18 protein-coding genes are annotated in these 20,993 nt (G+C 59.9%); 9 read left to right on the top strand and 9 right to left on the bottom strand.

Features of this window, described 5'->3' with window-relative positions; translation table 11 throughout:
• Positions 1 to 495: 495 nt before the first annotated feature.
• The 5 genes from C4J89_RS09650 to C4J89_RS09670 form a co-directional block, all read right to left on the bottom strand.
• Positions 496 to 1,338 (bottom strand): NAD-dependent protein deacetylase, encoded by an 843-nt coding sequence (locus tag C4J89_RS09650; protein ID WP_124414335.1) that lies wholly within the window; start codon positions 1,336 to 1,338, stop codon positions 496 to 498.
• Between the two features lie 8 nt (positions 1,339 to 1,346).
• The gene (locus tag C4J89_RS09655; RefSeq protein WP_124409504.1) at positions 1,347 to 1,787 is read right to left on the bottom strand and encodes a CBS domain-containing protein; all 441 of its coding nucleotides are present in this window, start codon (positions 1,785 to 1,787) and stop codon (positions 1,347 to 1,349) included.
• Positions 1,788 to 1,919: 132 nt separating this feature from the next.
• Entirely contained in the window at positions 1,920 to 3,869 is a 1,950-nt protein-coding gene (locus tag C4J89_RS09660; RefSeq protein WP_124416012.1) for a DNA topoisomerase III, read from the bottom strand.
• A 165-nt stretch (positions 3,870 to 4,034) separates the two neighbouring features.
• Complete coding sequence (locus tag C4J89_RS09665; RefSeq protein WP_124414336.1) at positions 4,035 to 5,657, bottom strand: MFS transporter; 1,623 nt, start codon at positions 5,655 to 5,657, stop codon at positions 4,035 to 4,037.
• A 65-nt stretch (positions 5,658 to 5,722) separates the two neighbouring features.
• Complete coding sequence (locus tag C4J89_RS09670) at positions 5,723 to 7,369, bottom strand: GMC family oxidoreductase (protein WP_124362135.1); 1,647 nt, start codon at positions 7,367 to 7,369, stop codon at positions 5,723 to 5,725.
• A gap of 129 nt (positions 7,370 to 7,498) precedes the next feature.
• Here C4J89_RS09670 and C4J89_RS09675 point away from each other — a divergent pair, with 129 nt between their 5' ends.
• Positions 7,499 to 8,392 (top strand): LysR family transcriptional regulator, encoded by an 894-nt coding sequence (locus C4J89_RS09675; protein ID WP_124414337.1) that lies wholly within the window; start codon positions 7,499 to 7,501, stop codon positions 8,390 to 8,392.
• 147 nt (positions 8,393 to 8,539) lie between these two features.
• On the opposite strand, the gene C4J89_RS09680 is transcribed toward C4J89_RS09675, so the two are convergent.
• Positions 8,540 to 9,886 (bottom strand): glutamine synthetase family protein, encoded by a 1,347-nt coding sequence (locus C4J89_RS09680; RefSeq protein ID WP_124414338.1) that lies wholly within the window; start codon positions 9,884 to 9,886, stop codon positions 8,540 to 8,542.
• 11 nt (positions 9,887 to 9,897) lie between these two features.
• Positions 9,898 to 10,455: a helix-turn-helix domain-containing protein gene (locus C4J89_RS09685; RefSeq protein ID WP_124414339.1), complete on the bottom strand. Its 558-nt coding sequence runs from the start codon at positions 10,453 to 10,455 to the stop codon at positions 9,898 to 9,900.
• Between the two features lie 164 nt (positions 10,456 to 10,619).
• Here C4J89_RS09685 and C4J89_RS09690 point away from each other — a divergent pair, with 164 nt between their 5' ends.
• The gene (locus C4J89_RS09690; RefSeq protein WP_124414340.1) at positions 10,620 to 10,928 is read left to right on the top strand and encodes an RcnB family protein; all 309 of its coding nucleotides are present in this window, start codon (positions 10,620 to 10,622) and stop codon (positions 10,926 to 10,928) included.
• Between the two features lie 89 nt (positions 10,929 to 11,017).
• Positions 11,018 to 12,211: an MFS transporter gene (locus C4J89_RS09695; protein ID WP_124414341.1), complete on the top strand. Its 1,194-nt coding sequence runs from the start codon at positions 11,018 to 11,020 to the stop codon at positions 12,209 to 12,211.
• Here C4J89_RS09695 and C4J89_RS09700 read toward each other — a convergent pair.
• Together C4J89_RS09700 and C4J89_RS09705 are read right to left on the bottom strand one after the other, a co-directional pair.
• Complete coding sequence (locus C4J89_RS09700; protein ID WP_124414342.1) at positions 12,174 to 12,446, bottom strand: DUF1652 domain-containing protein; 273 nt, start codon at positions 12,444 to 12,446, stop codon at positions 12,174 to 12,176. The two genes, C4J89_RS09695 and C4J89_RS09700, sit on opposite strands and share 38 nt — an antisense overlap.
• A gap of 102 nt (positions 12,447 to 12,548) precedes the next feature.
• Entirely contained in the window at positions 12,549 to 14,045 is a 1,497-nt protein-coding gene (locus C4J89_RS09705) for a helix-turn-helix transcriptional regulator (RefSeq protein WP_124362142.1), read from the bottom strand.
• 214 nt (positions 14,046 to 14,259) lie between these two features.
• Between C4J89_RS09705 and C4J89_RS09710 the strand changes: the two genes are divergently transcribed.
• From C4J89_RS09710 to C4J89_RS09735, 6 genes are all read left to right on the top strand, one after another.
• Positions 14,260 to 14,880: a hypothetical protein gene (locus C4J89_RS09710; RefSeq protein WP_124414343.1), complete on the top strand. Its 621-nt coding sequence runs from the start codon at positions 14,260 to 14,262 to the stop codon at positions 14,878 to 14,880.
• 203 nt (positions 14,881 to 15,083) lie between these two features.
• Positions 15,084 to 15,428, top strand: coding sequence for an FKBP-type peptidyl-prolyl cis-trans isomerase (locus C4J89_RS09715; protein ID WP_124362144.1), 345 nt, complete (start codon positions 15,084 to 15,086; stop codon positions 15,426 to 15,428).
• Between the two features lie 20 nt (positions 15,429 to 15,448).
• Complete coding sequence (locus C4J89_RS09720) at positions 15,449 to 16,048, top strand: GNAT family N-acetyltransferase (protein WP_124416013.1); 600 nt, start codon at positions 15,449 to 15,451, stop codon at positions 16,046 to 16,048.
• 562 nt (positions 16,049 to 16,610) lie between these two features.
• Positions 16,611 to 19,316, top strand: coding sequence for a magnesium-translocating P-type ATPase (mgtA, locus tag C4J89_RS09725; protein WP_124414344.1), 2,706 nt, complete (start codon positions 16,611 to 16,613; stop codon positions 19,314 to 19,316).
• A 28-nt stretch (positions 19,317 to 19,344) separates the two neighbouring features.
• Complete coding sequence (locus C4J89_RS09730; protein WP_124414345.1) at positions 19,345 to 20,061, top strand: MgtC/SapB family protein; 717 nt, start codon at positions 19,345 to 19,347, stop codon at positions 20,059 to 20,061.
• A 303-nt stretch (positions 20,062 to 20,364) separates the two neighbouring features.
• Positions 20,365 to 20,991, top strand: a complete 627-nt coding sequence (locus C4J89_RS09735) for a response regulator transcription factor (RefSeq protein WP_124362148.1) — start codon at positions 20,365 to 20,367, stop codon at positions 20,989 to 20,991.
• The last annotated feature ends 2 nt before the right edge of the window (positions 20,992 to 20,993 follow it).

A 20,993-nucleotide genomic window follows, 5' to 3' on the forward strand; every position in this document is an offset into this window, starting at 1 on the left:
CAATTGATTCATTGAAACTTCAAGTTGTCTCCGGCTCAGAAAACCGGGCGTCAGTGACGGTCTGCCGAATACGGGCAGGGTCTTGAACCTGATGCATGTAGTCTTGCTGATGAACTGCTACGCAATGCTTTCATAACGAAGACAAGCAGCGCTTAAGCTCCTTGTACCGAGCCCCTTCGGGGCCAGTCAGCTTCATCAATCTGCCTTGTGGGCAGTGCACATCCGGAAAACAGCTCGGCGGTCAGACGAGCCTGTTCAAAACGCGTGTTACCAACACTCCCGATCCGGGAGACGTCTCGATAATGCAAGGGCAAAAAGCTTACGTCAACGATTATGTAGTGATTATTTTCAGACACTACATAAATCGCTGTGAGGGCGGGAAGATGCGGGAAATCGTGACTTGGGCGTCATTTTTTGGGGCGGCTGGTCTCAGGAGTAACTAGTGTTTCCTGGGTGCACATTGCGACTGTAAGTTTTTCGCGAGCAAGCTCGCTCCTACAGTCGTTTGGCCAGCAAGGGCAGTAATTGCTCGCACGACGCTTCGATTTTCACCTGCAGCAGCTCATCCCCACGGGTCTTGCCCAGGTTGATCGCAATCACCGGCTTACCCTGTTCCACTGCCGCCTTGCACAGGCGAAACGCCGAGTAAGCCATCAGCGATGACCCCACGACCAGCAGCCCCTCGGCATCGTGCACGGCAGCCATGGCCCTGGCGGCGATAGCGGGAGCTACGTTCTCGCCAAAAAACACCACGTCCGGCTTCAGTCGTTGGCCTTCGCAATGGGGGCAGCGTGGCACCTGGAAGTGCTCCTCAAGCGTAGGGTCGAGCAAGGTGTCACCGTCAGGCGCTTGCACCGCATGGACGTGCGCAAAGTGCGGGTTGTCGATTTCCATCTGCCGCTGGACCACATCGCGCTCGCTGCGCTGCTGGCAATCCAGGCACAGCACCCGGTGCAAACTGCCATGCAACTCGATCACATCATGGCTGCCGGCCTGATCGTGCAGCGTGTCGACGTTTTGCGTGATCAGGCCGCTGATGACCTGCCGTTGCTGCAAGGTCGCCAGCGCCTGATGAGCCTTGTTCGGCCGGGCCAGGCGCACCCGTGGCCAACCCAGCATTGCCCTGGCCCAATAACGGCGCCGTGCTTGCGCGGTGGCGAGGAACTCCTGGTACATCATCGGCGCCTTGCCCCGGCGCACCCCTTCGCTGTCGCGGTAGTCGGGGATGCCCGATGAGGTGCTGATCCCCGCACCGGTCAGCACCAGAAAGCGTTTTTCGGCCATCGCCCGATGCAAGGTGTCGAGGTGGTCCTCTTGATGTTCCAGCGTGTCGAGCATGAAGTCTCCTATTCGCCGCGGATGTACTGCTCCAATTGTTTAATCAGGTCAGCCTGTTCGGCGATGGCCTCTTTGACCAGGTCACCGATGGACAAAAGCCCCAGCAGTTTGCCGTCTTCCACCACGGGCAGGTGGCGTAGGTGACTGTCGGTCATGATGTTCATGCACGCTTCAACCGTTTTGTGGGTATCTACGGTGATGACCGGCGAACTCATCACATCATCCACCCGGGTAGTCACCGACGACAGACCCTTGAGGATAAGTTTACGTGCGTAATCGCGTTCGCTGATGATCCCGACCACGGCGCCATCCTTGACCACCGGCAAGGCCCCGACGTTTTTCTCGGACATCCGCACCAGCGCCTCGAATACGGTGTGGTCCCACTGGATAGTGTGGACGTCCTGGTTCTTCTGGTCCTTGGCTTTGAGTAATTCTGCGACGGTTTTCATGGCGGCCACTCCGGTGTTGTTGTTAGTAGTCAGCGATTGCCCCTACAGAATCCTAGACGGGCCACGTTGCAGCAAGGTCCAAAGCGGCGTTAAACCCGTCGAAAAGCGTCATTCGCCGGTTTTTTTTGCGTTTTATCCGGCTTTTACCGGCTTTTTCGCCCTTTTGGGGCTGGCCGTCATCTTGCGTGGCGCGCTCTTGCGCTTGTTTTTCCACGGTGTGGCGCCTTTGCCTGCCGGGCTGGCGGGACCGGTGATGGTCATGCGCATGCCATGACAGCGAGCCACCTGCTTGCTCATCCACGCCGCTTGTTTGGCGACAAACTCTTCCAGGCTCATTTCGCCGCTTTGCACCATATCCAGCGCCTGCTCCCAGATGGCGGTGGTGCCGGGGTCGGCGATGGCGCGAGGCACCGCGTCAATCAGGCTGAAAGCCGCTGCGGTGGCCGACAGCGCCTTGCCGTTCTTCACCAGGTAGCCTCGGTCCAGCAGGCCCTGGATGATCCCGGCGCGGGTGGCTTCGGTGCCGATGCCGGTGGTGTCCTTGAGCTTCTGCTTGAGCAGCGGGTCTTCGACCAGCTTGGCGACGTTTTTCATCGCTTTGATCAGGTCGCCTTCGGTAAAGGGCTTGGGCGGTTGGGTCCACAGGTCCTTGAGATTGACCTTGGCCACTGCACAGTCCTGGCCTTGCACCAGCATCGGCAAGGCTTGAGGCGCAGGCGTTTCCCTGCCTTTGGCGGGAGCAAGGGCTTCGGGCAGCGCGCGTTTCCAGCCCGATTCGATGACGACTTTGCCCACCGCGCGCAACGCCTGGCCGGCACAATCGAAATCCGCCTGGGTACGGTCGTATTCATGGTTGGGCAGGAATTGCGCCAGGTAGCGCGCGCGAATCAGCGTGTAGACCGCACGGTGCTTCCCGGTGAGTTGCCCAACGTCCTTGCCGGCCCCTGTCGGAATAATGCCGTGGTGGGCGCTGACCTTGGCGTCGTTCCAGGCGCGTGAGCGACGATTGGGGTCCATGTAGGCCATCAGCTCGGCCACGGCTGCATCCGCGCGGCCGAGTGCGGCGAGGATCTTCGGCGCTTCGCTGTGCTGGCTCAACGGCAGGTAGCCGCAATCGCTGCGCGGGTAGGTGATGACCTTGTGGGTTTCGTAGAGGGATTGGGCGATATCCAGGGTTTCCTGGGCGCCGAGGCCGAGCTTCTTGGAGCAGATTTCCTGCAGGGTGCCGAGGTCGAAGGGCAGGGGCGCGACCTCACGCATGCGCTCGGTGCGCAGCTTAACCAATCGCGCACTGGCAGCGCGGGACATGGCGTCAGCGGCGTCCCGGGCCAGTTGCGGGTTGAGGCAACGGCCCTGGTCATCGCAGGCATCGTCGACGGCGCGCCATTGGGCAGTAAAGGTCATGCGCTCGTGGAGCAGGTCCACGTCGATGGCCCAATACGCCACGGGTACGAAATCGGCGATGCTGCGGTCACGGTCGACCACCAGGCGCAAGGTGGGGGTTTGCACCCGGCCCACCGGCAATACGCCCTGATAGCCGGATTGTCGCCCAAGCAAGGTAAACAAGCGGCTCATGTTCATGCCGATCAGCCAGTCGGCGCGGGAGCGGCCCAGGGCCGAGTGATACAGGCTGAAGGTTTGCGCACCGGGCTTGAGGGCGGCCAGGGCCTTGCGGATGGAGGCCTCGTCCAGTGCCGACAACCACAACCGCTGGATCGGCCCGCGATAACGGCAATGTTCTACCAGTTCACGGGCGATCATTTCACCCTCACGGTCGGCGTCGGTTGCGATCACCAGTTCCCGGGCTTCCCCCAGCAAGCGCTTGACCACCTTGAACTGGCTGGCGGTCTTGGGCTTGACCTGCATTTTCCACGTTTGCGGGACGATCGGCAGGTCGGCGAGCACCCAGCGTTTGTATTTAGCGTCATAGGCGTCAGGCGGGGCGGTTTCCAACAGGTGGCCGATGCACCAGGTGACTGTGACCCCGTTGCCCAGCCAGCATCCATCGCCCCGGCGGCTGGCGCCGAGCACGGCCGCGATGTCCTTGGCCTGGGAGGGTTTTTCACAGAGGTACAGCTGCATGGTCATCACATCAGATCGGGTTGATGCCTGGCAGGATGCTTAGTCAGAGAGATTTGAGCAACCATTATCTGTATGGATGTACAGCTTAAAGTTTCAAGCTACAAGCTACAAGAAAGAGCCGAGTGGCTTTTACTTGCCGCTTGCAGCTTGCCCCTTAAAGCTCATTCAGTTGTTATCGATATCCACATGCCGGGTTTCCTTGAGGCAGAACAAGCCGACCACCAGGCTGACCCCGGTCACCACCACCGGGTACCACAAGCCATAGAAGATATCGCCGGTGTACACCACCAAGGCAAACGATACGGTCGGCAGGAACCCGCCAAACCAGCCGTTACCGATATGGTAGGGCAGCGACATCGAGGTGTAGCGGATGCGTGTCGGGAACAGCTCCACCATCAGCGCCGCCAGAGGGCCGTAGCACATGGCGGCGATCAGGATCAGTGCCACGATCAGCACCACCACCATCACCTTGTTGACCTGGGCCATGTCCGCCGAGCTCGGGTAACCGGCCAGGGTCACCGCGCCGCGCAGTGCCGCTTCATCGAAGCCATCGATACGGACGTCACCGACGCTAACTTGCACCGGCGCGCCGGCCGGCGCCGCGACGCTGCTGTACGGCAGGCCTTGCTTGACCAGGAAGGTCTTGACCTTGTCGCACGGGCTGTCAAAGCGCGCCTTGCCCACTGGGTCGAATTGGAAGGTGCAAGTGGCCGGGTCGGCCAGCACGGTAATCGGTGCCTGGTGACTGGCCTGGTCCATCGCCGGGTTGGTGTAGTGCGCCAGGCCCTTGAAAATCGGGAAATACAGCACGGTCGCCAGCAGCAGGCCGAGCATCAGCACCGGCTTGCGCCCGACCTTGTCCGACAGCCAGCCAAACAGGATGAAGAACGGCGCGCCAATCACCACACTGATGATCAGCAGCATGTTGGCCAGGGCCGGGTCCATCTTCAGGAACTGGGTGAGGAAGAACAGCACATAAAACTGCGCCGCATAGAAGGTCACCGCCTGCCCGCCGTTGATGCTGAACAGCGCGATCAATACGACCTTGAGGTTTTCCCATTTACCGAACGACTCGCGGATCGGCGCCTTGCTGGCCTTGCCTTCCTCTTTCATTTTCAGGAACGCCGGCGACTCGTGCAGGCTCATGCGAATCCAGGTGGAGATGCCCAGTAGCACGATGGAAAACAGGAACGGAATACGCCAGCCCCACACCTCGAACTGGTCGCCGGTGAAGTAACGGCAGGCCAGCACCACCAGCAACGACAGCAGGAGGCCGAGGGTGGCGGTGGATTGAATCCAGCTGGTGTGCAAGCCGCGTTTGCCGAGGGGCGCATGTTCGGCGACATAGGTGGCGGCGCCACCGTATTCACCGCCCAGGGCCAGGCCTTGCAGCATGCGCAGCACGATCAGAATGATCGGCGCAGCGATGCCGATGCTGGCATAGGTCGGCAACAGTCCCACGCAAAAGGTTGCCACGCCCATCAGGATGATCGTGACGAGGAAGGTGTACTTGCGCCCGATCATGTCGCCCAGGCGGCCGAATACCAGCGCGCCGAAGGGGCGCACCACGAAGCCTGCGGCGAACGCCATCAATGCGAAGATGAACGCCGTGGTGTCGTTGACCCCGGCAAAGAACTGCTTGCTGATCACCGCCGCGAGGGCGCCGTAGAGGAAGAAGTCATACCATTCGAACACTGTCCCGAGAGACGAGGCGAAAATGACTTTCTTCGAGTCGTTGCGGGTGCTCGCATGTATCGCCGAGCCCAGGGGTTGAGCATGTTCTGACATCGGGTAGCCCTCACAGTGATTATTTATTGTTGTTCCACTGTCGGCGCCAGGTGCGGCGCCGCTATTCAGATTGCGTGAACCGTTTCTCTCTGCGGGGCGAGGCTCCTTGTATTCGGTGAAAGGATCAGTTGCGCGGCCTTCTCGGCGATCATCAGCGTCGGTGAGCAGGTGTTGCCGGAGGTAATGCGCGGCATGATCGAGGCATCGGCGATGCGCAGGCCCGGCACGCCATGCACGCGCAACTGCGCGTCGACCACGGCGTCCTGGTCATTGCCCATGCGGCAAGTACCCACCGGATGGAAGATCGTCGTGCCGATACGCGCCGCCGCTTCGTGCAGTTGTTCTTCGGTTTGCAGGGCGTCACCGGGCAAATATTCAACCGGTTTGAACTGGCTCAGGGCCGGGGCGGCCACGATCCGCCGTGTCAGGCGAATGGCGTCGGCGGCTACGCGCAGGTCTTCGGGATGGCTGAGGTAGTTGGGCCGGATCAGCGGTGCGTCCGCCGGGTTGGCCGAGCGTATGTCGATGCGCCCGCGACTGTGCGGGCGCAGGTCGCAGACCGATGCGGTAAAGGCCGGGAACACGTGCAGCGGCTCGCCAAAACGCTCCAGGGACAGCGGCTGCACATGGTATTCAAGGTTGGCCGAGGTCTGCTCCGGCCCTGAGCGGGCAAAAGCGCCAAGCTGGCTGGGCGCCATCGACAGCGGCCCGCTGCGGTCGTACAGGTAGCGCAGGCCCATGCCCATCTTGCCCCAGAGGGTGCCGGCGATCTGGTTCAGGGTGCGGGCGTTTTCCAGCTTGTAGATCAGGCGCAGTTGCAGGTGGTCCTGCAGGTTGCCACCCACGCCCGGCAGTTCATGAACCACGTCGATGCCCAACGGCTTGAGCACATGGGCGGGGCCGATACCCGAGCGTTGCAGGATGCCCGGCGAGCCGACGGCGCCGGCGCACAGTACGATTTCCCGGCGCGCTTTCCAGCTCAGTGGTTGGCCGTGTTGGCGCCCGACGACCTGAGAAGCGCGACCGTTCTCCAGCACCACGCGATCGACCTCAACATCGGTCAACACGGTCAGGTTGGGCCGTTGGCGCACCGGTTTGAGAAACGCCTTGGCCGCATTCCAGCGCACCCCGGCCTTCTGATTGACCTGGAAATAGCCGCAGCCTTCGTTATCGCCCTGGTTGAAATCGCTGATGTTGGCGATGCCGCTTTGCTTTGCGGCCTCGCGAAACGCATCCAGGATCGGCCACGACAGACGCTGCTGCTCGACACGCCACTCGCCGCCGTCGCTGTGGAATGGCGAGGCGCCGGCAAAATGGTTTTCGCTGTGCTTGAACAGTGGCAATACGTCGTTCCAGGCCCAACCTGGATTACCTTGCGCCGCCCAGCCGTCATAGTCCTGGGCCTGGCCGCGCATGTAGATCATGCCGTTGATGGACGAACAGCCCCCCAGCACTTTGCCGCGCGGGTAACTCAATGCACGACCTTGCAGGCCTGCCTGGGCTTCGGTCTTGAAGCACCAGTCGGTGCGCGGGTTGCCGATGCAGAACAGGTAACCGACTGGAATATGGATCCAGGGGTAGTTGTCGCGACCACCGGCCTCCAGCAGCAGCACGCGATGGGCCGGGTTGGCGGACAGCCGATTGGCCAGCAAGCAGCCGGCGGGGCCAGCGCCGACGATCACGTAATCGTATTCAGCAGGTGCAATGGGCATTGGGGGGCTCGCTTGTTTTTCTTATTGGCTCCATCCTAGTTGTTAGTTTTCGTCTTAAAAATGTTAGTTTTTGCCCAGCTGCTGTGCGTTTTTAAACAGCGCTGCCCACGCGTGCGCAACGGAGGCGATATGTTCGACTGGAATGACCTGCGGTTTTTTCTCGAGTTGCAGCGCAGCGGCCGTTTGCTCACCGCCGCGCAACGTTTGAAAACCACGCACGCCACGGTGGCCCGGCACATCGAGGCCATTGAAAAAAGCCTCGGCACCGTGCTGTTCGTGCAGCACGCCCAGGGTTATGAGCTGACGCCGGCCGGCGAAGCCCTGCTCAAACATGCCGAAGCCATGGAAAACGTGGCCCTGCTGGCGGAAGACGAACTTACCCATTCTGCAGCGCCCCTGGGCAAGATTCGTCTCGGGGTGGCGGAGGGCCTGGGGGTGATGTTCCTCGCCAGTCGCATGGGTGGCCTGTTTGAACGGTATCCCGGCTTGGAAGTGGAATTGGTCGCGGTGCCGCGCTTTGTCAGCATCCTCAACCGCGAAGCGGAAATCAGCATTCATCTGGAACGCCCCAGCGTCGATCAGTTGGTCACCCGCAAACTCACCGATTACCGCCTGGCGCTGTATGCCAGCCGCGCTTATCTGGAGCGTCATCCGCCGATTGAAAAACGCGAAGACCTCGCGGCTCATTCATGGATCGATTATGTCGATGATCTGCTGTTCAGCCAGGAACTGAAATTTCTCAGCAGCTTCTGTCGCAACCCCAAGGTGGTCTTCCACAGCACCAGCGTGATTGCGCAACACCAGGCCGCGCGGTCGGGCTTGGGCATTGCGGTATTACCCTGTTTCATGGCAGCGGGCGATGCGGACCTGGTGCCGTTGTTGCCGGGGGAGAGCATCCAGCGCAGCTATTGGATCAGCTCGCGTCGGGAGTTGCACAAGTCGGTGCGGTTGCGGGTGTTGTGGGATTACGTGGTGGAGTTGTGCGCGCGCGAGCAGAAACTGTTGCTGGGTGAAGCTGACTGACGAAACCGAATCAACACTGTGGGAGGGGGCTTGCTCCCGATGGCGGTGTATCAGTCAGCAAATTCGAAGCTGACCCACCGCTATCGGGAGCAAGCCCCCTCCCACATTGGATTTGGGCAGGGGCTTAACTTGGGGCGGGGCCTTTTTTTAAAGAAACCAGCGATATTCCCGCGCAGAAATCTCCTGCTGGAACGCCAGATGATCCTGGCGTTTGTTCTCGCAATACACATCGACGAATTCCGCGCCCAGCTTGTCGCGCACCACCGACTGATGTTGCATGGCGCGCACGGCGTCGAGCATGTCCACGGGGAAGTCGGTGCCACTGCTGCGGTCTTCGTTCAGCGGCGCGATGGGCTCCTGCCTGGTTTCAAGGCCATGCTCCAAACCGGCGAGGATCGCCGCCAGCACCAGGTATGGGTTGGCGTCGGCGCTGGCCAGGCGATGCTCGATTCGCAGGTTGCGTGGGTCGGACTCGGGGATGCGCACGCACGCATCACGGTCTTCGAAGCCCCAGCTGGCGCGGGTAGCGGCGTTGACCGTACCGCCGAGGCGGCGGAACGCGTTGTGGTTGGGCGAGAAGATCGGCATGCAGTGGGGCAGCAACGCCAGGCAACCGGCCACGGCGTGGCGCAGCGGTTGCTGCTGGTGCGCCGCCAGCACGTTATTGCCCGCGCCGTCATACAGGCTGACATGCACATGCATGCCGCTGCCGGGAAACTGCAGGTAAGGCTTGGCCATGAAGCTGGCGCGGTAACCATGTTTGAGCGCCACGCCACGCGTGCTGCGGCAGAACAGGGCGGCCCAGTCGGCGGCGCGCAGGCCGTCATCGCAATGGCCAAAATTGATTTCGAATTGGCCCGGGCCGATCTCGGCGGTGATCACCGTGATATCGATGCCCTGGGCCTTGGAGGTTTGTGCCATGTCGTCCAACACGTCGCTGAAGCGTGACAGCCGCTCTATATGCAGGGTGGGCTGGTCATCGGCCTCGTCGCTCAGCGGGTCGCGGGCGAATTGCGGCAGGCCGTTGTCGAGCTTTTTGTCGAACAGGTAGAACTCCAGCTCAAACGCCACCACCGGGTGAATGCCCTTGTGATGCAGGCGCTCCAGCACCTTGGCCAACACTTCGCGGGGTTCGAATTCGATGGGCGCTTCGGTGCCGTCGGAAGTGATCAGCATCTGCCCCAGCGGCTGCGACTCCCAGCTCACCGGCTTCAGCGTACCCGGCACCAGGCGCCGATTGGCGTCCGGGTCACCGTCGTTGAAGCAGTAGTCGCCGATCTTGAACAGCCCGCCTTGTGCCCCCAGCAACACGGCGTTCTGCGGCAGCTTCAACGGGCTGCCGGCGGCGACTTTTTCAAGCATCTCCACCGGGTAGCGCTTGCCGTAGAAATGCCCCGGAATGTCCAGGGCGATCAGGTCGACGTAGCGCACCTCGGGATGGTTCTGGCGGAAGGTCCGTACTTCGGCCAGCAAGGTTGCAGATGGGCTTTTCACGGGTGCAGCTCCTAGTTGTAAACCCACAGCACGCGGGCGGGCAGGTCAGTCAGGTTGGCATAGCGGCAGTGGGCGAAACTGGCCAGATGAAAGCTGTCGCCAGGGCCAAGGGTGACCGCATCGGCCTCGCCTTCAACCCACAGCGTCAACTCACCCTCCAGCACAAAGCCGGCCTGTTCGGCACGGTCGCTCATGGCCTGCTCACCACTGTTGGCGCCGGGTGCCAACAGGCTGTCGAGCATCGAAAACGCACCGTTCATGCTCGGCGAGACGAGGATGTCGGTGATGCCATTGGCGTAATACAGCGTGCGCCGCTCGTTGGGCCGCGTGACCCAGTCCACCGCCTTGGGTTTAAGCAGGCTGTAGAAGTAAGTGGTAGGCACGTCGAGGGCGTGGCTGATGGCGGTCAGGTCGGCCACGGTCGGGCGCGACAAGCCACGTTCCACTTGGGACAGGAAACCCACCGAACGTTGGATCTTGTGCGCCAATTGCGCCAGGGTGAGTTTCTTGTGCTTGCGCAGGTCGTGGATCAGGGCGGCGAGGGTGGCGAGTTCATCTTGAGGTGTCATGAAATTTAATTCGAATAATTTCATGAAAAATTACAGGATTAATTTCATGGGGGCAATGGGTGTGGAGATTCTTAGTGGCGAGCACCGGATGAGGTTTTGACCTGAATGTTTTCACGCCCCTGCGGTCGGAACCTGGGTACGCACTCAAAATTGAAGGAGCACCCATGAAGTCCAGATCCCTCGTTGCCTGTGTTCTCGTTGTGGCAGGCCTGTCTACCGCCAGTTTTGTGGTGCAGGCCGGCGATACGCCCCAGGAGACCGTGCAGCCTTCCAACATCAATACCCGTGATTTGAAGGAAGGTGACCGCGCCCCGGATATCCTCATGCGTAAGGAGTCGGCCCTCAGCGACTGGAAAAAACGTGGCCTCAAGCAGCCCGAGGAAGAGAGCCAGTGGGCGCGGGTCGGCGATAAATATGTGCTGCTCAAGACCACCAACGGCACCATTCTTGAGATCACACCGGTCAAGAAATAATCCTGCCGCACCACCTGCTCGTTTCACCTTTCTTGCGTTAAGGTAACCGACCGCAATGGTCGCGTTATCTTCAAAGAAAAGAGAGCAGGATGCTTGCCACCATCAAAAACTACCCCCGCACGGTGAATCTGTTGCTGTCCGCCACGTTGCTGCTGACGTTGGCCAAGGCGATCACCTTTCCGTACCTGGTGATCTACCTCACCCGCCACTTTGCCCTCGACATCAGCCAGGTCGGCCTGGTGATCGGCAGTTCGCTGATTGTCGGCTCGTTGCTCAGCGTCTATGGCGGGTTCCTTGTCGATCGCGTCAACAGTTACCGTTTGCTGCTCGGTTTGAGCCTGGTGTTTGTGCTGGGTTTTATCGGTACGGTTGTGGCGCAGGATATCTGGGCGTTCTACAGCTGCCTGATCCTGATCAACCTGGCCTATGCGGTCATCGATATCGCGATCAAGGCCGGCTTCGCCAGCTTGCTGCCCGAGGATGGGCGCAGCGAAGTGTTCTCGATCAAATATACATTGACCAATATCGGCTACGCGGTGGGGCCGTTTTTTGGCGCGATGGTGGCGACGCTGGATATCAGCCTGCCGTTTATACTGTCGGCGCTGTTGGGCGTGGGATTTTTCCTGCTGTACTGGCGTTTGGGCGACCGCACATTGACCTCCGTCGACGCCACGCAAAAACCGGTGCCGTTCCTCGCCGTAGGCCGGGTGCTGCTCAGGGATCGCCGCTTGGTGTGCTTCACCCTCGGTGGCCTGCTCAGTGCGGTGGTATTCGGCCAATTTACGGCCTACCTATCGCAATACCTGGTGACTACCACCACTGCCGAATATACCTACACTGTAATCAGCGCCGTGCTCACCACCAACGCCGTGCTGGTGATTGCCTTGCAGTACCTGATTGGCCGGCGCATCTCGCACCGTTACCTGAGTCAATGGCTGATCGCGGGTTTAGGCATGTTCATGCTGGGGCTGATTGGCTTTGCGTTGGCCACCAGCGTGGTCTGGTGGGTGGTCGCGATGGCGGTGTTTACCTTGGGGGAAATCATCGTGTTCCCGGCCGAGTACATGTTTATCGACCGAATTGCGCCTGCCGCCCTGCGCGGCATGTATTACGGCGCGCAGAACCTGTCCAATCTCGGCGCCGCCTTGGGGCCGGTTTTATGCGGGATGGTGCTGGCCAGCCTGCCGGCGCATTACATGTTTTATATGCTCGGAATGTTTATTGTCGGCGGCGGGGTGTTCTATTTCATTGGGGCGAAGATGAAGGCAAGTCATCCAGCGTGAGCTTGCCGACGTTGTTGCTTTGCAGCTCATAGCGCAATTCATCCACCATTTTCGCCACTTCCTCCGGGGTCTGCAGCCGTTTGGTGCTGATCCCGGTGACCACCAGGTCGACCCGTCCGGTTTCGGCGTCGAATACCTTGAGGGTCAAGGATGCGTCCCGGCACAGGGTGAATTCGCAGGTCAGCGGCGACAAGCCTTCTTCGATGCAATTTCGCAGTTGAGAGAGGGTAAACATGCAGGTTCCTTCAAGGCACAGAGACGATGCCTTAAAGGTTATTGATTAGCCTGCTGCCTCATAAGGCGAATTAGCACTAGCTGCACTAGTGCATTTGCACTCTTAACGCTTGTTCTTTATCCGTACTTCACCGGCAAACAGCCCGCGTTCGCGGGCCCAGACGATGGCCGTACTGCGGCTGTGCACGCCCAGCTTGGAGTACACCGTCGCCACGTGGTTGCGCACGGTGTTGGGTGCCAGCTTCAGGCGCGAGGCGATCTCCTTGTCGGCCAGGCCCTCGCAGATCAACCCCAACACGTCGCGCTCACGGGCGGTGAGGTCGGTGAAGGAAACGTTCGGCAGGTTAGGGCTGTTGACGCTTTTGGCATTGGCGAGTTTTTCGATCAGGGTCTGGCTGAACCAGGACGCGTCCTGCATGACTTCCTCGATGGCCGCCACCAGTTCCAGCTCCGAGCGTTTACGTTCGGTGATGTTCATGAATACCAGCAGGTAGCACGGCATGTCCTGGATGATCACGGTGTCGGCAGACACCACGCAGTCGATCACTTCATCGCCTTTCTTGCGCACCTTGAGGTCATGACCTTCCAGGTTTCCGGCTTTCTCCAGGGTCGCGAACAACTGGGCGCCGGCCTGGGGGCTGTCGATGAAGTCGATGTCTTCGATGGATTTGCCGATCAGTTCTTCACTGATATAGCCGGTGATACTCATGAACGCTTCGTTGATATCCACCACCTGGCGATTGGCGGCGTTGCACACCAGGGTTGGCACGGGCGTCAGGCGGAAGGACTTGGCGAAGCGTTCTTCACTCTGGCGCAGGGCAATTTCCGCTTTGCGTCGCGGCTCCAGGTCCATGAACGAAAACAGCATGCAGTCCTCTTCGTTCATGTCCAGGGGCTGGCCGGCGACAATCACCAGCTTGCTGCCGCCTTCGGGCAGTCGCAGCTCTGCCTGCATCTGTGGAATGGTCGAGCCTTGCCCCAGCCGCTCAATGGCCAAGTCCTTGCGTTCGGCCTGTTCGAGCACGTCCAGTTCATACACGGATTTACCGATGACCTGGTCGCGGTTGTAGCCGGTCATCTCCAGGAAGCCCTGATTGACCTTGATGTAGCGCAGGTCGCTGAGGCGGCAGATCACGGCGGGCGCGGGGTTGGCGTTGAAGGTTTTCTCGAAACGCTGCTCGGCGCTCGCCCATTCGGTGGCGTCACTGAGGATCAGCACCAACAGTTCCGGCTCGCCGTGCGAGTCGGTAATCACCAGGCTGCGCAGGCGGTGAACCCAGGTCTTTTCTTCATCGGCCGTAGGAATGACCTCCACGATCACGTCGCTGAACTCATCACCCGCCGCCGCGCGGGCCAGGGGGTAGTTATCCAACTGCAACGGGTGGTAATTGCGATAACGCAAGGTGAAGCGCTCGGCGTATTCCTGCCCGTTGGCGCCCAGCCCCATGACGTCGGTGACGCCGTGCATGGTCAATGCGGCTTCGTTGGCCCAGAGAATGGTCTGGTCGACCTCGGCCAGGATCACGCCGTCGGACAACCCGGAGATGATTTGCTGCAGTTGGCGGCGGTTGGTTTCTTTGGCAAGAACATCCTGTGTCATAGGTTCTCCAAGGTGTGGACGCATGGGTTTTACGACATCCCCGGTTCAGGATAGTGCAGAGAAGTTGACTGAGTGGGAGTGCGAATGGACCAGGCAGGGTAGTGCATATGGGCCCCATCGCGTGCCATTGGCTTGATATGGTTTGCAGTAAGGACGCCGCCTGTATGAGTGCGTAAAATGCCGGGATTTTACGCGTTTCACGCAAGGGTGCCCTTTGAGCGCAAGCAAAACCGTCGGACTGTTACTACTCTCTTCCCTGCTGGCGGCGTGCGGCACCTCGCCGCCACGCACGGCCAATGATATCTGCGGCATCTTTCGCGAAAAGGATGACTGGTACGACGCGGCCAAGGTCACGCAAAAACGCTGGGGTGTGCCGATCCAGGTGCCCTTCGCGATCATGTATCAGGAGTCGGGCTTTCGCTACGACGCCAAGACGCCGCGTAAATACCTGTTGTGGATCATCCCCTGGGGGCGCGTGTCCACCGCTTCCGGCTATGCTCAGGCCAAGGACGAAGTGTGGAATGACTACCGCAAAAGCACCGGCCGCAGCGGCGCCGATCGCGAGGATTTCGACGACGCCATCGACTTTATCGGTTGGTACATGGACAAGACCTACACCATCAATGGCGTCTACAAGTACGACGCCTACGGCCAATACCTGAACTACCACGAAGGCTGGGGTGGTTATCGTCAGCGCACCTATGCCAGCAAAGCCTGGCTACTGCCGGTGGCGAGCAAGGTGCAGGCCCGTTCGCAGATGTATGCGCGGCAATATGCCGGGTGCAAGGATGAATTGGGGCGGGGGTTTTGGAGCCGGTTCTGGCATTGGTTATAAATGCCGATTGCGGGAGGCATGCAGATCGAAATGTGGGAGGGGGCTTGCCCCCGATAGCAGGGTGTCAGTCAATGATGGAGTGACTGATGCACCGCTATCGGGAGCAAGCCCCCTCCCACATTTGGATCGCGTGTTCATGACACTTGCCAAACCCACCCGGTTCTGGGAAAACCGCAGCCTTTCACGCATTCAATGAGAACCCCATGAGCAACGACGAATTGCAGATCACCGACACCCGCGTGGGCGCAGGCAAAACCGTGGTCAAGGGCGCGCTGATCACCACTCAATACACCGGCACCCTGGAAGACGGCACGGTGTTCGATTCGTCTTGGGAGCGGGGCAAACCGTTTCAGTGCGTGATTGGTACAGGTCGCGTGATCAAGGGTTGGGACCAGGGATTGATGGGCATGCAGGTTGGCGGTATACGCACGTTGTATGTACCGGCGCACCTGGCCTATGGCGAACGCTCGATGGGTGCGCATATCAAGCCAAACAGCAACCTGCGTTTCGAGATTGAATTGCTGGAAGTGCTGACGCGGGATGATTGAAAGGATTGAAAGGATTGAATATGGACGTTGATCCACATGTGTTGCCCAGGTGCACCCTCGAAGGCATTCGGGTGGTTGAGCTACTTGGTTGTGACGAGGCTGAGCTGCAAGATTTTTTTGAACAAGCGCCGGATTACTTCAAGGCGGTTAACGGCGAACCCGCTACCCCGATTGAGGCTCGGGAAGAGCTAAACGGCCAATTGCTCGCAGGCTGGCATTGCAGCCGTATGTACTGGCTGGGTTACCGCGACGCGCAAAACCAATTGGTCGCCGTGGTGAATATTGCCGCAGATTTGCTTGCCGTCGGAGTGTGGCATATCGGATTGTTGATGGTGCATACACGTTGGCATAGCAGTGGGCTGGCGCAGCGGCTGCACGCGGACCTCCAGGCATGGGCGGTGGGGAAGGGTGCCCACTGGCTGCGGTTGACGGTTGTGGTTGGCAATACCAAGGCCGAGCGTTTTTGGCCCAGGCTGGGGTATGTGACGGTGCGCATTCGAGAGGGAATTGCAATGGGGCGGCAGGTGAATAGGGTGCTGATTCAGGTCAAGCCGATTGCCGAAAAGGGTATTGATGCCTATCTGGCCTTGGTCGAGCGCGATCGTCCCGGTGCTCCTTAGCCTGGAACTTACACCGAGCCCATGTTGTGGGCTTGCCTGCGAATGCAGAGTGTCAGGCATGAATTAGTAGCTGACACACTGCCATCGGGAGCAAGCCCCCTCCCACATTGCTCATTGGTGTGGTCGAGAAAGGGGTTCCTGAACCCATCCTGAAGAAATTTCTTATTCATCATGTGGAAACTTTCCTACGGTTTACTCTGCATAAATCGCGGCGTAAGCTTCGCGCGTTTTCATCAATAGCGGAGACCCTCAGTGGGTACTTGTTCGAGTGACAGTAGTCGGCCGGTTTCAGTAACCGGCACATACTTGGCAAGGTAACGCGCATTTTTTCGATGCCGTTATCTCGCCAGAAAAGCGAGAAGCGGCTTCCCGGCAGCAGCCATTCCTGGCGCCTGCCTGATCCCTCTCATCGACGCTGACCAGCACCCGAGTTGCCTCGGGAGGCTACGGACACGCCTGCCTTTTACGGTGGGCGGGCCAGGTTCGGCTGCGCCTGTTCGGCAGGCGCGGTGCGGATGGGCGGTACCTGCACGAGGGTTTTTCATCGCGCAGGAGTAACACCATGAACCTCACGCTGCTCAAAGAGTTCTTCGCCGGTTTTCTGCGGACCCGGCATATCGCCCGGCATTTTCGGCGCCTGACGATGCTGGAGACCGTGACCGACGCCAGTGTCAGCCGCGAAGTACCGCCTAGCCTTGCGCAAACCCTGGTGGCCGCAGCCAACGGCAGTGCCGTGCAGTTGCTGGGCATGCTGGGCAGCCACGCCGAGGGTTTGAACGCCCAAGAGGCCGACGCGTTGCGCGGGCAATACGGGCTCAATGAAGTCGAGCACGAGCAGCCGCTGCCTTGGTGGGTGCACGTGTGGCACTGCTATAAAAACCCGTTCAACCTGCTGCTGACGTTGCTGGCGGTGATCTCCTGGCTGACCGACGACATGAAGGCCGCTTTGGTGATTTTCTCCATGGTGGTGCTGTCGACCCTGTTGCGTTTCTGGCAGGAGGCCAAGTCGAACAAGGCTGCCGACGCCTTGAAGGCCATGGTCAGCAACACGGCCACAGTGATGCGCCGGGATGCGGCCAAGCGCCTCGAACTGCCGATCAAGCAACTGGTACCGGGCGATCTGATCGTGTTGTCGGCCGGCGACATGATTCCTGCTGATTGCCGCGTACTCAGTGCCAAGGACCTGTTTGTCAGTCAGGCGGCGATGACCGGTGAATCGATGCCGGTGGAGAAGTTCGTCCAGCAACAGGATGCCCAGGTTCGCAACCCGCTGGACTTGGAAAACATCCTGTTCATGGGCACCAACGTGGTGTCCGGCGCCGCCACGGCGGTGATTCTCGCCACGGGCAATCACACTTACTTCGGCGCCCTGGCGCAACGCGTCACAGCGACCGACCGTGCCACCACCTCGTTCCAGCAGGGGGTCAACAAGGTCAGCTGGCTGCTGATCCGTTTCATGTTCGTGATGGCCCCGCTGGTGTTGTTCATCAACGGGTTCACCAAGGGTGACTGGACCGAAGCCTTGCTGTTCGCATTGTCGATTGCCGTGGGCCTTACCCCGGAAATGCTGCCGATGATCGTCACCTCGACGTTGGCCAAGGGCGCGGTGTTCCTGTCGCGCAAGAAGGTCATCGTCAAGCGCCTCGACGCGATCCAGAATTTCGGCGCCATGGATGTGTTGTGCACCGACAAGACCGGCACGCTGACCCAGGACAGGATTTTCCTGGCGCGACATGTGGATGTGTGGGGCCAGGAATCCGAGGATGTACTGGAAATGGCCTACCTCAACAGCTACTACCAGACCGGCCTGAAAAACCTGCTGGATGTGGCCGTGCTTGAGCACGTCGAAATCCATCGTGACTTAAAGGTCGGTACCGCGTTCCAGAAGGTCGATGAGATTCCATTCGACTTCAATCGGCGTCGCATGTCGGTAGTGGTGGCGGAGCAGGACCAGCCGCATCTGCTGATCTGCAAAGGCGCGGTGGAGGAGATTTTGGCGGTGTGCAGCACCGTGCGCCACGGCGAGGTCAACGAGGCGTTGACGGACGAGCTGTTGGCACGCATTCGCCAGGTGACCGCAGCGTTCAATGATGAGGGCCTGCGCGTGGTGGCCGTGGCCGCGCAACCGATGGCGCCAGGTCGCGACACCTACAGCCTGGCGGATGAAAACAACCTGACGCTGATCGGCTATGTGGCCTTCCTCGACCCACCCAAGGAAAGCACCGCGCCTGCGCTCAAGGCCCTGAAGGCCCATGGCGTAGCGGTCAAAGTGCTGACGGGCGACAACGAACGGGTCACCGCAAAAATCTGCCGTGAAGTCGGCCTGGAGCAGCAAGGGCTGCTGATGGGCAACGACATCGAGGACATGACCGACGCCGAGCTCGCCCAGGCCGTGGAAACCACCAATGTGTTCGCCAAGCTCACGCCCAGCCACAAGGAGCGCATCGTGCGCCTGCTCAAGGCCAATGGGCATGTGGTCGGGTTCATGGGGGACGGCATCAACGATGCACCGGCACTGCGTACGGCGGATATCGGCATTTCGGTGGACAGCGCAGTAGACATCGCCAAGGAAGCCGCTGACATCATCCTGCTGGAAAAGAGCCTGATGATCCTGGAGGAGGGCGTGCTGGAAGGCCGCCGCACCTTCGCCAACATGCTCAAGTACATCAAGATGACCGCCAGCTCCAACTTCGGCAACGTGTTCTCGGTGCTGGTGGCGAGCGCGTTTATCCCGTTTCTGCCAATGCTGCCGATGCACCTGCTGGTGCAGAACCTGCTGTATGACATCTCGCAGATCGCGATTCCGTTCGACAACGTCGACGAGGAGATGCTCGCCAAGCCGCAACGCTGGCAGCCGGGAGATGTAGGCCGCTTCATGCTGTTCTTCGGGCCGATCAGCTCGATCTTTGACATCACGACGTTCGCACTCATGTGGTACGTGTTCGATGCCAACACCCCGGACCACCAGACCCTGTTCCAGTCGGGCTGGTTCGTGGTGGGGCTGCTCACCCAGACGTTGATCGTGCACATGATCCGCACCCCGAAAATCCCGTTCCTGCAAAGCCGTGCGGCGATGCCGTTGATGGTGATGACGGGCGTGATCATGGCGGTCGGGATCTTCCTGCCGATGGGGCCACTGGCGCATTACTTCAAATTGCAGGCGCTGCCGTCGCTGTACTTCGTATTCCTGCCCGTGATCTTGCTGGCGTACATGGCGCTGACCCAGGCGGTGAAGGGCTACTACATTCGCAAGTTTGGCTGGCAGTAGTTGCCGCAGCAGTCATGGAGATTTTTTTATGCAGGCAATCAATAACATCAACCTCGACTCTCTGGTGGATACCGTTGTCAGCCTCACGGCGGCGTTCCTCCTCGGCGGCTTGATCGGCTTCGAGCGCCAGTACCGCCAACGCACCGCAGGCTTGCGCACCAATGTGCTGGTGGCGGTCGGCGCAGCGATCTTTGTCGACATGGCCAATCGCCTGGGCGGTGCGGAAGGCGCGGTGCGCGTGGTCGCGTATGTGGTGTCGGGCATCGGCTTCCTGGGGGCCGGGGTGATCATGCGTGAAGAGGGCAATGTGCGCGGGCTCAACACAGCCGCCACCCTCTGGGCGTCGGCCGCAGTGGGAGCCTGTGCGGGGGTCGACCTGATCCTCGAGGCGTTGCTGGGGACGCTGTTCGTACTGGCCGCCAATACGTTGCTGCGGCCGATCGTCAACAACATCAACCGCCAGCCTCTGGACGTGGTGTCGGCCGAGGTCACCAACATCCTCTATGTCATCGCGCGGCGCAGCCAGCAACAGGCGGTCATGGTGCTGCTGGAAGCCGAGCTGGCGCGATGCAACTACCCGGCCAGTGATGTCGACGTAAGGCCGTTCGGCAGCGAAGAAGTTGAAATCGAGGCCACCCTGGCCGCGACGTCGGTCGACGGTGACGAGCTGGATGCGTTGGTGGCGCGTATTTCCACCTCCAGCCTGGTGGTGCAGGCGTTCTGGAGCCCAAGTACCACCGACTGACCTGCCTGTGCGCAACCCCGTCGAGCAACGTCGGCTAAGCTTTTTTGTGGAGGAAAAATCCTACAGATAGTCAGGAATATCCCTTCAATCAAAACGTCATTGCATTGTTAAGGTTGGGCACTTACGGCTGGACGCTCGTTCTCTTCCAGCCGTTATTGCTCGTGATGTTTCAATGCGAGGGGCCTGGCTGTGAGTGGTTATCGTCCTGAGAGTTTGCAGTACCGTTGGTCGGAACTGTCATTTCTCACAGGTGACGAGGTCCCATTTGATCTGTAAGGGTACGTTGACCGCCAAGGGGTGTGTATGAGCAAGGCATTAATCGTGGATGACCATCCGTTTATACGTGCGACGGTCAAGCATTTGCTGAAGTTGGAAGGATTCGATGACATTTATCAGGCGGGTGACGGTGCAGATGCAATGCAATTGGCGCGGGAGCAACGTCCCGAACTGATCATCCTCGACCTGGCGATGCCCAAGCTGGGTGGGTTGGAAGTTATCTGTCGGATCAAGTCCCTGGGCCTGCCGTGCAGGATCCTGGTGCTGACCTCTTACCTGGCCGTATTCTTTTCCACCCGTTGCATGCGGGCCGGAGCCATGGGGTTCGTGGCCAAGACCGGCGAGCTGGACGAACTGCAAAAGGCCATTAGAGCGATCCAGTCCGGCTACAGCTGTTTCCCCAGCCTGCCGACCAGCTCGGTACGCCGTGACGATCTGCAAGAAACAGAACGGCAGATGATCGAATGCTTGTCGGACCGTGAACTGACTGTGTTGCAGAAACTGGCCCTGGGGCTGGGCAACAAGGAAATTGCCGAAGACATGCTGTTGAGCCACAAGACGATCAGCACCTACAAGACTCGCCTCAAGGAGAAATTACGTATGTCCTCAGTGGTGCATCTGTCCAAATTTGCCCAGCGCAATCATCTGATCTGATT

The organism is Pseudomonas sp. R4-35-07, assembly GCF_003852235.1.
Classification (GTDB): Bacteria; Pseudomonadota; Gammaproteobacteria; order Pseudomonadales; family Pseudomonadaceae; genus Aquipseudomonas.